Consider the following 14,762-nt stretch of genomic DNA (forward strand, 5'->3'; position numbering starts at 1 on the left):
ATGTCCTCAAGATAGGTGGCATTTACCTTTTGGGTGGACATGTAAGCCGTGCGCATTTCTGTCTCCTTGATCGGCGGGCGGTCCTCTCGAGTAGATCAGACGGCCGCTTCGGCGAACAACCGATTTGTCATCGGGCAGAACCGGCCTCGAGGGACCTGGCGGCGTGCTCGACCCAGGCGTCCAGGAACCGGTCCGCCTCGAGATCGCCAGGTGTGTGCCCGATGAGGATGTTCAGCAGCGGATAGTAGGTCAGCGACGAGATCAGCACGGCCGCCGTCGCCTCGGGGTCGGCCACGTCGGCGCCCTGCGCCCTGATCCACTGGGCGGCCTCGCGGTAGAGGGTCGCGATGACGCTCTGCCACATGCGCTCGAAGAGCTCGGAGAAGCCGTGGTACTCCCGCAGCATGATCCGGATCAGATCCCTGTCGCCCTCGATCACCGACCAGACGACGCTCGCCATCAGCCGGAGGGCCTCACGCGGGTCGGCAGGCGCCTCGGCGACCGTCTCCCTGTTGCGCAGGGTCATGAGTTCCAGATTGCGCTGGACGGCCGCCTCCAGCAGCGCCCCCTTGGAGGGGAAGTGCTTGTAGAGGGCGCCCGAGCCGGCGGTCAGCCCGCAGGCGACCTGGATGTCGGCCACCGAGGTCGCGTCGTATCCCTTGCTCGCGAACAGCCGTACGGCCTCGGTGAGCAGCCGGTCGCGCGTCACGCCGGGGGTGGTTCTCGCCATGGAAAGAGATTACTCTCTTTCCATGGTCCAAGTAACAGTGGAACAGGTCATCCGCTGCACTCCGGAACGGTTCCTCGCGTTCGTCATGGACGCGGAGAGGTACGCGGACATCGACGACAAGATCGGAGCCATCGACTGGGTGCGCCGCACCGGCGACGTCACCGAGTTCAAATTCCGCCCCGCCCTCCCTGGCATCCCTGGCCCCGCACCCAAGCTGGTCTCCCAGATGCGGCTCACTCCGGGCGAGCGCGTCGACGTCAGGTACGCGCCGCTGCCGCAGAACCGGCTCAACCACCGGCTGTCGAGGTTCGCGGCCAGCTTCGTCGCCGAGCCCGCCGCCGAGGGCACCAAGGTGACCAGGACGATCTCGATCGACTTCGCCCCCTGGATCGGCTGGCTCCTCGAACCGATCCTGCGCCGCCACCTTCCCGCGGACGTGGAAAGGGAGATCCGCGGGGCGAAGGAGCGCCTGGAACGAGAGTGACCGCGTCGGGCCCGCGCCCTGAGGGTCAGTCGGCGATGGCCTGGTAGGCGGTGGTCCAGAAGTCCTTGTGGAGGCGGGGTGTGTCCAGGGAGTCCATGGCCGCCTGGGTGAACAGGATGCCGGTCAGCCCCTCGACCGGATCGGCGTACGCCGTGGTGCCCAGGCCGCCGTCCCAGCCGAACTGACCCACCGACGCCAGGTCGCGCCGGTGCGTACGGACGGCCATCCCGAAGCCGTAACCGCCGTGCCTGCCGAAGTGGTCGCCGAAGGCGTCCTTCTCGACCTTCTGCTCCGGAGTCAGGTGGTCCGTCGTCATCAGCTCGACCGACGCGCGGGACAGGATGCGCTCGCCGCGGTGCGCGCCCTTGTTCAGCAGCATCCGGTAGAAGGCGTGGTAGTCGTCCACGGTCGAGACCAGCCCGTCGCCGCCCCTCTCGAAGACCGGCGGCGAGCTGTACTTGCCGCCTGCCGCCTCGTCCCACACGACCAGCCCGCCGGTCTGCGGGTTGTGGGCGTAGCTGGTCGGCAGCCTGTCGATCTTGTCGGCGGGCACGTGGAACCCGGAGTCCTTCATCCCGAGCGGGCCGAAGAGCCGCTCGCGCAGGAACGTTCCGAACGACTGCCCCGCCACCCGCTGGACGAGCACGCCGAGCACGTCGGATCCCGTGTGGTACTGCCACAGCGTCCCCGGCTGGTGCATCAGCGGGAGCCGGCCCAGCCGGCCGAGCCATTCGTCGGGCCCCGCCTCCGGCGCGGAGCCGTCCAGGCCCAGCTCGCGCATGGCGACCTGGATGGGGTAGGTGTCAGGAGCCGCCAGCACCGCACCGAAACCGAAGGTGAAGGTCAGCAGGTCCCGTACGGTGATCGGCCGCAGCGCCGGCACCGTGTCCTCCAGCGGGGAGTCGATGCTCCTCAGCACCTGGCGGTCGGCCAGCTCGGGCAGCCACTCGTCGACCGGGTCGTCCAGCCGCAGGCGGCACTCCTCGACCAGGAGCATCACGGCGGCGGCGGTGATCGGCTTGCTCAGCGACGCCAACCGGAAGATCGTGTCCCTGCGCATCGGCGCGCCCCCGCCTTCGTGCAGCGTGCCCATGGCCTCCACGTGCGTGTCCTCGCCCCGGCCGACCAGGGCGACCAGTCCGGGGATTCCGCCGGACTCCATGTGCCGGGCCAGCACCTCACGCATCCGGCGCAGCCCCGCCTCCGACAGCCCCTTGTTGTTGTCCTTCATCGCCCAGTTGCCCTGCGTGTCCCAGGTGGCGGTGGTCGACATGGCCTCTCCTTCACATCCTGCGTACGACGTTCCCTCTATGCGAACACTGTACGCACAACGCCGTGGCGTACGCAAGCCCAGAGACGCGCGCCCCTTTCGTCGGCCCCCTGCCACCGAACCACTCACGGACGGCGTTCGCGCTCCTCGTCGACCATGCGGTGTCGCGTCAGCGGTCGTGTCAGGACGGCGACGGCCCGGTATCAGAGCGGTCGGCGAAAGTTGACGCCATGAACGGTTCAGCGACTGAGCCCTCAGGGCGACCGCGCGAGATCCACTCGGGCGCCGACAGGACCCCCATTCCGCGAGCCGTCCGTTCACCTGAATTCTCGGATCCGAAGGAGCACACCACCATGTCCGTCACCCTCACCGACCAGGACAAGCTCACCCTGCGGACCGCCGCGTGGGGCGCCATCTCCCTGATGGCCGCCGCCGGCGCCGCCGGCTCACCCCACAAGGCCGCCACCCACGGCTCCATCGCCCTGACCTCCGCGACCGGCCTGGCAGGGCACGTGCTCACCAAGGCGCCCAAGGGCGTGAAGTACGGCAAGTCCGTGGCCGAACTCGCCGACCAGGTGCTGCCGGCCCTGACGGAAGCCATGAGCCTGCTCAAGCAGCAGGCCCCGTCCGAGGCCGACAACTTCCGCCGCACCGTCATCGTCGCCATCGAAGCCGCCGCCCAGACCCACCAGGGCCGGCCCAGCCCCACCATGGCCGAGATGATCCGCAAGATCACCGAAGCCCTCGACGCCGCCTGACGGGGATGTCGACCCGCTTCGCCACTGCTGGTCACGGGGATCCTCTCCGGATCCCGGCTCTTCACCGCTCCGCTCATCGTGCCCGGGCCGAGCACCGCTTCATCGACTGTCCCCATGGCCTCCGCAAGACACACTGGCCGGCCGGCCCACAGGTCGCCCAGCGGTTCTCGCATGACGCCCGCAAGACACACTGGCCGGACGGCCCGCAGGTCGGCCAGCGGTTCTCGCATGACGCTCGCAAGACACGCTGGCCGGCCGGCCCCACAGGTCGGCCAGCGGTTCGGGGGCGAGGCTTTCCTGGGGCATACCAGCAGCCGGCGAGGACATGGCCTCGCCTTGTCGTCAGGCCGATGCCTGGCCTCAGCGGAGGTGGGTACCGGGGTCCTCGGTCGATCCCGCGTTCCTAGGGAGCGAGGGCGCCGCCCTATTCCTGCGTGTCGGAGGACCTCTCCGCGATCTGCACGCTCAGCCCTCGGGTGTCCGAGTCGAGGAGGAGCTCGCCGAACTGCCGCCTCTGCTCCGGCGTGAGCCGTACCGGCCACACCGCAGGCAGCACGAGGACGTCGCCGTTCGGAAGGGCGACCAGGTCGAGTGGTAGCGAGGGGGATGAGATCACAGTACGTCTACTGTCCCACGTCAGGACGCTACGCGAGCAGTCTTCGCGTCTTCTCGCTCAAGGAAGCCATGGCGCGCGGGCGGGCTCCTCACGCCACCGGCTCGAACGCGACCCGCCGCCGCGTCACCCTTCCTCCTCCAGCAGGTCGATCTGCCCTTCGCAGTTCCAGCCTCGCGGCACTCCGGTGATCCTCAGCGGCTTCCGAGGCGCCAGCCCCAACCTGGCCGCGCACTCGGGCCCGATCCCCGCGGCCCGCGACTCGGGGGTACGAAGGGTGTGCTTGCACGCTTCACACCGCACCACGTGTTCGCGCACGAAAGGCTCACTCAGATCGAAGAGGGTCACCGCCACATCCTTCATCCCACCCCTCCTCAAGCCCCGTCGCGATGAACAGCGCACCATCACGTATGTACCCACACCCGCCCCTGCGCATGGGAGCGCGTACCGTCGGGGACCCGGGGCGAGATCGGGCGACGGCTCCTACGAACCCGGTTCGCTTCCCGTCCTGCCGCTGCGCCGCACCACCGCGGTGTGCAGCCCCTTGAGGAGAAGTGCGGCCACGAACGCGACGTTGCTGAGGATCCTCAGGTCGTCCCTGTAGAGCTCGAGCTCGGTCATATCGCCGTAGCCGATGGCGATCGCGAGCCCGATCAAGGTGGCAGCGGCGCTCTGTCGAGGACCGTCATCCAGAGGCGGGCGCGCGAGGCCCGGGGCCTCTGCCGTAGGACCATGGAAACTCCTGGCACGAGCGAATGGACCTCACACGACTCGGACGTCCTGCCCGGCAGGCGTCAGAGGGCGTTCCAGAAACGGTAGTCGTGGTCGGCGGTGAAGCGTGCGCGCTTCCAGGCGCCCGAGGTCAGGGAGTGCACGTGCCAGCCGGCGTGGCCGGTGTCGCGCAGGCGGGGCCAGGCGGTCTCGCCCGCGCCGTGGGGGTCGCCGGTGGCCGCGAAGCGCACCCATGCCGCGATCATGCGCTCACCGAGCGCGGCCTGCTTCCTGGACGGCGTGCCGAACATGGCCAGGTCGAACAGGTAGGGCAGCTCGGCCATGTGCTGGGCGTGGGCGGGGAAGCTGGGGACGGGGTAGCCGGCGAACCAGGGGGTGTCGCGCTCGGCGAACTCGTACATGCGGGTGGGCGTCCACCTCGACAGGGCGCGGGCGGTGTTCAGTGTCGGCACCGACCAGACGGCGTCCGTCTTGACGCGGGCCAGGGCCTGGCCGGGCGACAGACCGGCCGGGCCGCGGTCGAGCGGGTAGCGCCTGAGCACCGCGTCGGCGTCGGAGCCGAACTGCCGCCGCACGGCGGGCGCGTACTCGGCCGCGGACAGGGGCTTGCCGGTGAACAGCTCCTGGCCGATGACCATGCCGTTCTCCTCGTCGTGGTTGACGCCGATCAGGACGGGGACCCGGTTGAACCGTCCGGTGCGCAGCGCCTCGCCGGGCGGCAGGGGCAGCAGCGTCGTGCCGCTGATCGGGCTCGGCTCCTTGCCGGCGTAGGCGGCCAGCAGCGTGGACACCGGGACCTTGCGCAGGCAGGCGGCCACGTCGACGGCGTCCGCGCAGCCTGCCTTCTCGATCGTCCGGGCGCTGTCGGCCTCGGCCTCGGCACGGGTGCGCGAGCCGCCGGTGGCACAGGGGGCGCTCTGGATGATCGCCCGGTCGAACAGCCCCGCTGACTTGGGGGACGCCAGGTGGCCGCAGACGGCGAAGCCGCCGCCGGACTCACCCATGATCGTCACGTTGCGCGCATCGCCGCCGAAGGCCGCGATGTTGGCGCGTACCCAGCGCAGCGCCGCCTGCTGGTCCTGTACGGCCAGGCTGCCCGATTCGGGCAGCGAGGGATGGGTCAGGAAGCTCATCACCCCGAGCCGGTAGTTCATCGACACCACAACGGCGCCGGCGGCGGCGAGCCGATCGGGCCCGTACATGTCGCCGGTGCCGTACATCAGGCTGCCGCCGTGGATCCACACGATCACCGGCAGTTCGCCGGACCTGGAGGCCGGGGTGGTCACGTTGAGGACCAGGCAGTCCTCGGCCTGACTGGCCACGCCGATGGGGGGTCGCTCGGGCTGGGCGCACGGCTTGCCGGGGGCGGTGGCCTCGCGCACTCCCGTCCACGCGGCGGCCGGCCGCGGCGCGGCCCACCGCTCGGCCTCGGCGTAGGGAATCCCCTGGAAGGACCGCACCCGAGCACCGACCGTGCCGCGCACCGCGCCGTGCGAGGTGAGGACCACCGAGTCGGCCCCTGCGGCCGGGGTTCCGGTGGCAGGGGTGACGGCGGCCGGAGTGACGGCGGCCGGAGATGCGGGCGTTCCGGTCAGCGCAAGCCCCACGGCCATGCCCAAGAAGGCGGTCTTCATCGCGTTTCTCCTATCGATCACCTAATGGGCAGAACCATAGGGAAAATTTAGGCGATCGCGCAAGTCGATCGTTCAATGCGTACGCCTAAGGCGTTCGATCCAATTCTTTGGTAGGGTCCTGCCATGGGCAATCGTGAAGACCTGCTGGCCGGAGCCAAGCGATGCCTGCGCGAGCAGGGATATGACCGCACCAGCGTGCGTGACATCGCCACCGCGGCGGGGGTCAGCATGGCCGCCATCGGCTACCACTACGGATCCAGGGAGGCGCTGCTCACTCAGGCGCTGTTCGCCCTGCTCGACGAGTGGGGCGACAGCATGGGCCGCGCGCTGGCCCCCAAGCCCGACGACTCCGCCGCGCGCGCCCTCGAGCACATGTGGGACGGGCTCTTCCAACAGTTCGGCGCGCATCCCGATCTCTGGCTGGCCACACTCGAACTGTTCATGCAGGCCCAGCGGCAGCCCCAGCTGCGTACCCGGCTGGCCGACGGCCTCACCGAGGGGCGGCGCGGCATGGCCGCGATCCTGGAGAGCGTGCCGGAGGAGGCCGTCTCGGAACGCTCCGCCCGCACGGTCGGCATGGTCCAGATGGCGTTGATGTCAGGAATGATGATCCAGTTCCTGGGCGATCCGGACCACCCGCCGACCACGGCCGAGATGCTCGAAGGACTGCGCGCCCTGGCCAGGATCGTGGACGACCACCCCTAGATCCGGCCGCTCTCCTGCCTGCAACGACCGGAATCGTCGCTCCCGGTTCAGGCGGCGCCGATTCAGACGGGCCGGCTCAGACGGGCTGGTTCAGGCGGGGCCGGCTTGCGTCGCGGTGACCACGACGGCTGTGTAGTGCATCGTGAAGCCGCCGCCCATGGCGTCGACAGCGGCCCCGATGCCCGCCAGCACCTCCGCCAGCTTCGCCGGTGGGACCTGGCTGAGGCCGCCCTGAGTAGGCAGCTGGTCCAGCCACTCGTCCGTGGTGTAGTCCTGCTCCCAGTCGAATCGCCACTGCTCCGGGTCGCCGAACGCGCCCGCCTGCTCCATCCCGTCGGCCGCCCTGCCGAACAGCATCGCGTAGCCATCCAGGGCGGACATCGCCTTCCGGTAGCCCCGCGCGGCCAGCGAGTCGGGCACCACCCGGTCGTAGACCGCGGCGAAGGCCTCCGTCGCTTCGGGCGGGGGCTGGCCCACGTTCCAGAACGCCGCCAGCCGTCCGCCTGGCCGCAGCACCCGCGCCGCCTTCGCCGCTCCCACGACCGGGTCGACCCAGTGCCAGGCCTGCCCGGCGATGACCGCGTCGAAGTGGCGGCCGGCCGGGTCCCAGTCCTCGAACGTCGCCACCTCGACCTCGACCCCGCCGCGCCGCGCGAAGTCGGCCATCCGCGCGTCGGGTTCGACCCCGAGCACTTTGCAGCCGGCGGCCTGGAACTGCCGGGCCTCTATCCCGGTGCCGATGCCGACGTCGAGGACGTCGGGTCCCGGGCTGGCGGCCATGATCCGGTCCACCATGGCTTCGGGGTAGCGGGGCCTGGCACGGTCGTAGCGTTCGGCGTCCGACCCGAACGACTCCGCCGCCTGTCGGTATCGATGCGGCTCGTTCTCGGCAGGACGCGCCGGCTCCAGATGACGCTCGTTCTCGGTGACACGCGCTCGCTCCGGATGACGCTCGTTCTCGGCAACACGCGCTCGCTCCGGACGAGGCTCGTTCTCGCGCGCTCGCTCCGGATGACGCTCGTTCTCGGCGAGACGCGCTCGCTCCGGCGGTATAGTGGGCATGCGCCCACTATGAATGGGCGCTCGCCCACTCGTCAACCGGGCGGGCCCCGCGAGCGAAGGAGCGATGCACGGTGCCTACAGGGGTGGCCATCCACGACGCGCGCGCCCAGCTCTTCGACGCCGCCGAGCGCATCCTGCTCAGGGACGGGCCGAGCGCGCTGACCAGCCGGGCGGTCACCACGGAGGCGGGCTGCGCCAAGGGCGTCCTGCACCGGCACTTCGCCGACTTCGACGCCTTCCTCGCCGAACTCGTCCAGGACCGCATCAGCTGGATCGGCAGCCAGGCCACCTCGCTGCGCGCGTCGGCCGGCACCGGCACCGTCGCCGGCAACCTCACCGGCGCGCTGATGGAGCTGTTCGGGTCGGTCGCCGTGGCGATCGTCGGCCTCATCACCTTCAGGGACGACCTGCGCGCCCGGCTTCGCCAGGCCACCCCGACCGGCGTCCCGGTACTCACCGAAGCCACGGCCATGATCGCCTCCTATCTCGCCGTCGAGCGCGACCTGGGCCGCATCGCCGCCGACGCCGACGTCGACACGCTCGCTCCCACCCTGATCGGGGCCGGGCACCTGCTCTTCGCCGACCGCGAGGTCACCCGACCGGAGGCCGAGGCCGTCCACAAGGTCGTGACCATGGTCATCGCCGGCGTCCTGCGGGAACCGCCGCGATGAACGGCCCGCGCCCGGGTCAGCCGATCCTGCTGTCGACCACACCGCCCACGTCGCCGCTCCAGATGTCGTCGTCCTCGTGCAGCCAGGTGCCGGTTTCGCGATCCTGCTCCTCCTGACCGCCCGCACCGCCCGTCCCGCTCATCGGCATGAAGGGCGAGCCCATGCCGTGCGAGGCGGCGGCCCGGCCGTTGACCGGGACTGATCCGAGGTCCGTGCCGGCGCCGGGGACGCCGAAGGTGGTGGCCGGGGAGTGGTTCGGGCCCGCCGGGGTCGAGAGCGGGCTCACCGGGGTCGAGAGCGGGCTCGCCGGGGTCGAGTGGAGCGGGGTGCCGTGCGAGTCGACGGGACGCTGGAAGTCCGCGAGCTCGGTAGGCGGGGCGGCGGGCCGGCCGAAGGCACGTGTAGGACCGTCCGGACCGTTCGCCGGATCGATCGGGCCGCGGGTGGAGTGGCTGGGCGAAGGGGCGTCACCGTCCGGCTTCTTGGCGCCAGGGCCGGCGTCGGGGGACGGCATGCCTGGGTCGGCGCCGGGCGAGGGGAGGCCGGGCTCTCGACCGGGATCCGGACCGCTCCGGCCGTCCGGATGACCAGGAAGGTGGGGGCGTTCGTCATGCGGGAGGCCGGGCAAGGCCGGACCCTCACCGGCAGCTCTGCCACCCGAGAGGCCGGTGGGGGCAGGGCCCGCTTCGGAGGCGGAGGTGCTCGAGATGCCGGGGAACGGCGGCCTCCCGAAGGGCACGTCGAGCATCTTGCGCTCCGCGAGCGGCTCCACCGGATGGGCCAGGGCGGGCAGTTCCTTCTCCACCCTGTCGGGAAGGCGGTCGTAGATCGCCTCGAGGTCCTTGCTGAACGTCTCGAGATGCCGTCCCGCCATCTCGTCCCTGGACGTGCCAAAGGCCGGGGCCAGGCTGTCCTTGCCTGACTGCAGGACTCCGTCGAAGATGACGTAGGCGCCGAGCCAGTCTTCTTCGGTCCAGGGGTTGAGGCGCTGATCGTCCTTCATCGCGCCCCGAAGGTCGCCGTCGAGGTACGCCTGGTGCTGGCGCACCACGTCGGCCAGGGTCACGAGCGGGTGGCCCATCTCGAGCAGCTTCCTGGCGAGTTCGCCGAGCGCCAGGTACAGGGTTCTCAGGGCCTTCTGCGCCGCTACGGAGGCTTTCCCCTCCCAGACCTTGGCGAGCGCCTGGGCCTCCTGACCCAGCGCCCACTGGACGTCGTCGACGACCGCATACGCGTCTATGTAGGCAGCTCCGGCATCCTCGATCTCCTTGACCCTGATGCCCGTGATGAGGCCCTTGACCTCCTCCACGCTCCGATCGTCGTGGTCGACCGTCCATTCACCGCGTGAGGGCTTGAGCCAATGGGTCTTCTTGATGCTCTCGGCCATGGCCCTACACACCGCCCAGCTTCGTGCCGCTCACGGCCTTGTAGTTGCCGGCCCCCGGCGTCGACGAGCGCGATGGCGGCGTCCAGCGCCTTCTGGACCTCCCGGTAGACCGTGACGAACTCCTGGTGGCTGGTCTCCAGCATCTGGGCGAAGGTGAGACCGCCCTCCCACCTGTCGATGCTCTGCAGCTGCGACTTGAGCTGCGCGAGCGTGGTGTAGCGGGTCAGATCGTCGATGGAGCCCTGGCCTGCGGTCAGGCCGCTCTCCTCGCCGCCCTCGCCTTCGCCGGTCAGGCGGCCGAGCACGTCTCTCAGCGCCTGAGCCGATCTCGCGATCGCTCGTTCGTCGTAGACGACGCCGTCTCGTTCCGCGTCCAGTCCTGGCCAGTCGTATTCGAGTGGTAGCGGTGCCGGCGCCATGCTCGCCCTCCTCAAAGATCTCCGATCATCCGGAACGGTGACCATACCATTCCGTATGGTACGCCCCTGAAGGGGGCGGCACTAAACTTGGATAATTCGCTCTCTTGTATCGTTCGTGTTTATGACGGTAGGTTTGGCGACATGACCGCTTCCGGGACTCCGACCATCGCCGAGGAGCTGCGCGGTGCCGGCCTGCGGGTGACGGCCGCCCGCGTCGCGCTGCTCGAGACCGTCCGGGACGGTGACCATCTCGGCGTCGAGGCGATCGCCTCCGGGGTGCGTGATCGCGTAGGTCATATCTCTCTGCAAGCCGTGTACGAGGCCCTCCACGCGCTCGACGCCGCGGGGCTCGTACGCCGCCTCGAGCCACCCGGCAGCCCCGCCCTGTACGAGGGGCGCGTCGGGGACAACCATCACCACCTCGTGTGCCGGTCGTGCGGCGCCGTCGCTGACGTCGACTGCGCGGTCGGCCACGCGCCCTGCCTGACCGCCTCCGACGACCACGGCTTCTCGATCGACGAGGCCGAGGTCATCTACTGGGGCCTGTGCCCCGGCTGTTCCAACACCCGCAGTTCCTGAGCACCCTGATCTGCCAGTCCGGAAGGATTCCCATGTCAGAGAATCACGACGCGATCGTCACAGACCCGAAGACGGAGGGCGGAGGTGGCTGCCCGGTCGCGCACGAGCGCGCCCCCCACCCGACTCAGGGTGGCGGAAACCACCGGTGGTGGCCGGATCGGCTCAACCTGAGGATCCTGGCCAAGAACCCGGCCGTGGCCAACCCCCTCGGCGAGGAGTTCGACTACGCCGAGGCGTTCAAGACCCTCGACCTCGCGGCCGTCAAGCAGGACATCCTGGAGGTGCTGACCACCTCGCAGGACTGGTGGCCCGCCGACTTCGGCCACTACGGCCCGTTCATGATCCGGATGGCCTGGCACAGCGCGGGCACCTACCGGATCAGCGACGGCCCGCGGCGGCGCGGGGGCCGGCCAGCAGCGCTTCGCCCCCCTCAACAGCTGGCCGGACAACGGCAACCTCGACAAGGCGCGCCGCCTGCTGTGGCCGGTCAAGAAGAAGTACGGCCAGAAGATCTCGTGGGCCGACCTCATGATCCTCACCGGCAACGTCGCCCTGGAGTCGATGGGCTTCAAGACCTTCGGCTTCGGCGGCGGTCGCGCGGACGTCTGGGAGCCTGACGAGGACGTCTACTGGGGCCCCGAGTCCACCTGGCTCGGCGACGAGCGCTACACCGGCGACAGGGAGCTCGAGACCCCTCTCGCCGCGGTCCAGATGGGCCTCATCTACGTCAACCCCGAGGGCCCGAACGGCAACCCGGACCCGCTCGCCGCGGCCCGCGACATCCGTGAGACCTTCCGCCGGATGGCGATGAACGACGAGGAGACGGCCGCCCTGATCGTGGGCGGACACACCTTCGGCAAGACCCACGGCGCCGGCCCGGCCGACCACGTCGGCGCCGACCCCGAGGCCGCCTCGATCGAGGAGATGGGCCTCGGCTGGAGGAACTCCTTCGGCACCGGCAAGGGCGGCGACACGATCACCAGCGGTCTCGAGGGTATCTGGACGAACACCCCGATCACCTGGGACAACAGCTTCCTCGAGATCCTCTACGGCTACGAGTGGGAGCTGTTCAAGAGCCCCGCGGGCGCGCACCAATGGCGACCGAAGGACGGCGCGGGGGCGGGCACCGTGCCCGACGCCCACGACCCGTCGAAGAGCCACGCTCCCACGATGCTGACCACCGACCTCGCGCTCCGCGTCGACCCGATCTACGAGCAGATCACCCGGCGCTGGCTCGAGAACCCCGACGAGCTCGCGGACGCCTTCGCCAAGGCGTGGTTCAAGCTGACCCATCGCGACATGGGCCCGGTCGTGCGCTACCTCGGCCCTGAGGTCCCGGCGGAGACGCTGCTGTGGCAGGACCCCCTGCCCGCCGTGACGCACGAGCTCATCGACGCCGCCGACGTCGCCGCGCTCAAGGGCCAGGTTCTCGCCTCGGGCCTGTCGGTGTCCCAGCTCGTGTCCACCGCGTGGGCGTCTGCCTCGTCCTTCCGCGGCAGCGACAAGCGCGGTGGCGCCAACGGGGCGCGCATCCGCCTCGAGCCGCAGAGCGGGTGGGAGGTCAACGACCCCGACCAGCTGGCGACGGTGCTGCGCACCCTGGAGGGCATCCAGCAGTCCTTCAACGCCGCCCAGACCGGCGGCAAGCAGGTCTCGCTCGCCGACCTGATCGTGCTCGCCGGCGGTGCGGCGGTCGAGCGGGCCGCCAAGGACGCCGGCTTCGAGGTCGAGGTCCCCTTCACGCCTGGCCGCGTGGACGCGTCGCAGGAGCAGACCGACGTCGAGTCGTTCGCCGCGCTCGAGCCGACCGCCGACGGGTTCCGCAACTACCTCGGCAAGGGCCACCGGCTGCCGGCCGAGTACCTGCTGCTCGACCGGGCGAACCTGCTGACCCTGAGCGCCCCCGAGATGACGGTCCTCGTCGGTGGCCTTCGCGTCCTGGGCGCGAACCACCAGCAGTCGTCGCTCGGCGTCCTCACCACGACCCCCGGTTCTCTGACCAACGACTTCTTCGTCAACCTGCTCGACCTGGGCACGACGTGGAAGGCGACGTCCGAGGACGCGAACACCTTCGAGGGTCGCGACAGCGCCACGGGCGCGATCAAGTGGACCGGCACCCGTGCCGACCTCGTCTTCGGGTCGAACTCCGAGCTGCGTGCGCTCGCGGAGGTCTACGCGAGCGACGACGCGAAGGAGAAGTTCGTGCACGACTTCGTGGCGGCGTGGGACAAGGTCATGAACCTCGACCGGTTCGACCTCGTCTGATCATGACGTCCAGGCCGGCCCGCTCCGGCCGGCCTGGACGTCCTCAGTCCGGAGGCCCTGCGCTCCCGCCTGAGCCGGCTCCGGCCGCCCGGACCTCGAGAAGGCTGGCCTCGTGCCGTTCGGCCTGGTAGGCCGCGTGGCCGCCGCGCACGCCGAACAGGCGCTTGCCGTACACGATGTAGGCGACCGCCGCGAGGTTCAGCGCCAGGAGGGAGACGCGCACCCAGGTGACCCTGTGGCTCAGCTCGTAGATCTCCAGCGGGATGAACACCGACGTCGCGATCACGGCGAAGTACTCGCCCCACCTCCTGAGCAGCCACAGCCCGATGCCCTCGGTGACCTGGAGCAGGCCGTACGCGGTGAGGCCGATCGCCAGCCAGGTCAGCGTCCCCGTGCCGGTCGCCAGCAGCTGGTGCAGGGTGTGGACGAGCTTGGAGTCGGCCAGGCGCCAGCCGAGCCTGTCGGCCAGCGGCGCGAGCAGGGGGAGGTACTCCTCGAAGGCTCTGTCGACGGCCTCCCTGCCACCCTTGAAACGCCAGACGCCGTAGGCGGCAAGGAACAGCAGCAGCCCTCTGGCGCACCGTTCGAGCGCGAGAAGCCTGAGGACGGCGGCGTCGCGCAGGGCCCTGCCGCGCAGGACGAGCGGCGCCTCGTCGGCCGGGCCCTCGCCGTACGGCGGGCCGAGGGTGAAGTCACCGCAGCGCAGACAGCGCCACGCCTCACCGAGCGCGGTGTCGGCGCGCAGCCGTCGCCGCAGGTGAGGCTCGTCGGGGGCGTACGTGACGTGACCGCGCCTGCTACAGGCGCGAAGGCTCCAGTCCACGGCGGCAGGACTCCTTGGCAGAGGACACTCTCTTCCTTCCCGCATGAAGCCCTTGTGCGGGCGAGGATCCGCCCAAGTCTGCGCCCGGTCCCCCCGGAGAGCGGTGCCTTGACAGGGTCGCGTCCCAACGGAGATCGTTTCGCGGAGGACTCCCCCCTCCAGGGGATCGACGGGGAAGAGCGCCATGAAGCTGATCTTCGGTGGGTTCGTACTGGCGGCGATGGCGGGCGCGCTGTGGGCGCGAAGGCGCTACGTGGTGGTCACGGTCGAGGGGACCAGCATGGCCCCGACGCTGTCCGACGGCGATCGGGTCCTGGTGCGCAGACGCCGCATCGACCAGGTCAGCACAGGCGATGTGGTCGTGCTCGAGCCGCCGCTCACTCCCGCGGAGATCGGACCGCCCGGACAGGACGGCCGGCAGTGGAACATCAAGCGCGCCGTCGCGTTACCCGGAGACCCGGTGCCGCCCGGCATCGACGACAGCGTGACCCTGGTGCCCCCCGGCGCACTGGTCGTCCTGGGTGACAACACCGACAGCGTCGACTCCCGGCAGCGCGGGTTCTTCGATGCCGACCGCCTGCTCGGCGTCGCCCTGCGCCGGTTGGGCGGACCACGGCTGTAAGCCGGTAC

16 protein-coding genes and 1 pseudogene are annotated in these 14,762 nt (G+C 70.2%); 7 read left to right on the forward strand and 10 right to left on the reverse strand.

All coding sequences use genetic code 11. The annotated features are described in order from the left end of the window. Window positions 1–127: 127 nt before the first annotated feature. Window positions 128–730, reverse strand: a complete 603-nt coding sequence (locus FHR33_RS22445; protein ID WP_183651066.1) for a TetR/AcrR family transcriptional regulator — start codon at window positions 728–730, stop codon at window positions 128–130. 22 nt (window positions 731–752) lie between these two features. Between FHR33_RS22445 and FHR33_RS22450 the strand changes: the two genes are divergently transcribed. Then, window positions 753–1,214, forward strand: coding sequence for an SRPBCC family protein (locus tag FHR33_RS22450; protein WP_183651069.1), 462 nt, complete (start codon window positions 753–755; stop codon window positions 1,212–1,214). Between the two features lie 25 nt (window positions 1,215–1,239). Here FHR33_RS22450 and FHR33_RS22455 read toward each other — a convergent pair whose 3' ends face one another. Next, window positions 1,240–2,487: a serine hydrolase domain-containing protein gene (locus tag FHR33_RS22455; protein ID WP_246452041.1), complete on the reverse strand. Its 1,248-nt coding sequence runs from the start codon at window positions 2,485–2,487 to the stop codon at window positions 1,240–1,242. Between the two features lie 350 nt (window positions 2,488–2,837). Here FHR33_RS22455 and FHR33_RS22460 point away from each other — a divergent pair, with 350 nt between their 5' ends. Beyond that, window positions 2,838–3,242 (forward strand): hypothetical protein, encoded by a 405-nt coding sequence (locus tag FHR33_RS22460; RefSeq protein WP_183651072.1) that lies wholly within the window; start codon window positions 2,838–2,840, stop codon window positions 3,240–3,242. A 424-nt stretch (window positions 3,243–3,666) separates the two neighbouring features. Here the strand turns inward: FHR33_RS22460 and FHR33_RS22465 are convergent, their stop codons facing one another. The 4 genes from FHR33_RS22465 to FHR33_RS22480 all read right to left on the reverse strand — a co-directional run bounded on the left by FHR33_RS22465 (window position 3,667) and on the right by FHR33_RS22480 (window position 6,221). Then, a complete protein-coding gene (locus FHR33_RS22465) occupies window positions 3,667–3,858 on the reverse strand; it encodes a hypothetical protein (protein ID WP_183651075.1) in 192 nt (63 codons plus the stop codon). Window positions 3,859–3,981: 123 nt separating this feature from the next. Then, on the reverse strand, window positions 3,982–4,203 hold the full coding sequence (locus FHR33_RS22470; RefSeq protein WP_183651078.1) for a DUF6011 domain-containing protein: 222 nt from the start codon (window positions 4,201–4,203) through the stop codon (window positions 3,982–3,984). 135 nt (window positions 4,204–4,338) lie between these two features. Continuing rightward, the gene (locus tag FHR33_RS22475) at window positions 4,339–4,512 is read right to left on the reverse strand and encodes a hypothetical protein (RefSeq protein ID WP_183651081.1); all 174 of its coding nucleotides are present in this window, start codon (window positions 4,510–4,512) and stop codon (window positions 4,339–4,341) included. Between the two features lie 137 nt (window positions 4,513–4,649). After that, window positions 4,650–6,221, reverse strand: a complete 1,572-nt coding sequence (locus FHR33_RS22480; protein ID WP_183651083.1) for a carboxylesterase/lipase family protein — start codon at window positions 6,219–6,221, stop codon at window positions 4,650–4,652. Between the two features lie 123 nt (window positions 6,222–6,344). On the opposite strand from FHR33_RS22480, the gene FHR33_RS22485 reads away from it, so the two are divergent. Next, window positions 6,345–6,926 carry a TetR/AcrR family transcriptional regulator gene (locus FHR33_RS22485; protein WP_183651086.1) on the forward strand — a complete coding sequence of 194 codons (582 nt, stop codon included), beginning with the start codon at window positions 6,345–6,347 and terminating at the stop codon, window positions 6,924–6,926. A gap of 90 nt (window positions 6,927–7,016) precedes the next feature. Here FHR33_RS22485 and FHR33_RS22490 read toward each other — a convergent pair whose 3' ends face one another. Next, window positions 7,017–7,835, reverse strand: a complete 819-nt coding sequence (locus FHR33_RS22490) for a class I SAM-dependent methyltransferase (protein ID WP_281388411.1) — start codon at window positions 7,833–7,835, stop codon at window positions 7,017–7,019. A 224-nt stretch (window positions 7,836–8,059) separates the two neighbouring features. Between FHR33_RS22490 and FHR33_RS22495 the strand changes: the two genes are divergently transcribed. After that, on the forward strand, window positions 8,060–8,659 hold the full coding sequence (locus FHR33_RS22495) for a TetR/AcrR family transcriptional regulator (RefSeq protein WP_183651092.1): 600 nt from the start codon (window positions 8,060–8,062) through the stop codon (window positions 8,657–8,659). Between the two features lie 16 nt (window positions 8,660–8,675). Here the strand turns inward: FHR33_RS22495 and FHR33_RS22500 are convergent, their stop codons facing one another. Both FHR33_RS22500 and FHR33_RS22505 read right to left on the reverse strand, forming a co-directional pair. After that, on the reverse strand, window positions 8,676–9,968 hold the full coding sequence (locus FHR33_RS22500) for a WXG100 family type VII secretion target (protein WP_183651096.1): 1,293 nt from the start codon (window positions 9,966–9,968) through the stop codon (window positions 8,676–8,678). After that, entirely contained in the window at window positions 9,896–10,510 is a 615-nt protein-coding gene (locus FHR33_RS22505) for a hypothetical protein (RefSeq protein WP_183651099.1), read from the reverse strand. Before FHR33_RS22505 ends, FHR33_RS22500 begins: the two co-directional genes overlap by 73 nt. A gap of 96 nt (window positions 10,511–10,606) precedes the next feature. Here FHR33_RS22505 and FHR33_RS22510 point away from each other — a divergent pair, with 96 nt between their 5' ends. Together FHR33_RS22510 and katG are read left to right on the forward strand one after the other, a co-directional pair. Then, the gene (locus tag FHR33_RS22510) at window positions 10,607–11,044 is read left to right on the forward strand and encodes a Fur family transcriptional regulator (protein WP_183651102.1); all 438 of its coding nucleotides are present in this window, start codon (window positions 10,607–10,609) and stop codon (window positions 11,042–11,044) included. A 32-nt stretch (window positions 11,045–11,076) separates the two neighbouring features. Then, window positions 11,077–13,309 (forward strand): annotated as a pseudogene (katG, locus tag FHR33_RS22515) (catalase/peroxidase HPI). A 43-nt stretch (window positions 13,310–13,352) separates the two neighbouring features. Here the strand turns inward: katG and FHR33_RS22520 are convergent. Further along, window positions 13,353–14,132 (reverse strand): DUF2127 domain-containing protein, encoded by a 780-nt coding sequence (locus FHR33_RS22520; RefSeq protein ID WP_183651105.1) that lies wholly within the window; start codon window positions 14,130–14,132, stop codon window positions 13,353–13,355. Between the two features lie 184 nt (window positions 14,133–14,316). Here FHR33_RS22520 and FHR33_RS22525 point away from each other — a divergent pair, with 184 nt between their 5' ends. Beyond that, window positions 14,317–14,754: a S26 family signal peptidase gene (locus tag FHR33_RS22525; protein WP_183651108.1), complete on the forward strand. Its 438-nt coding sequence runs from the start codon at window positions 14,317–14,319 to the stop codon at window positions 14,752–14,754. Window positions 14,755–14,762: the final 8 nt, after the last annotated feature.

Source organism: Nonomuraea dietziae (assembly GCF_014195505.1).
GTDB lineage: Bacteria > Actinomycetota > Actinomycetes > Streptosporangiales > Streptosporangiaceae > Nonomuraea > Nonomuraea roseola.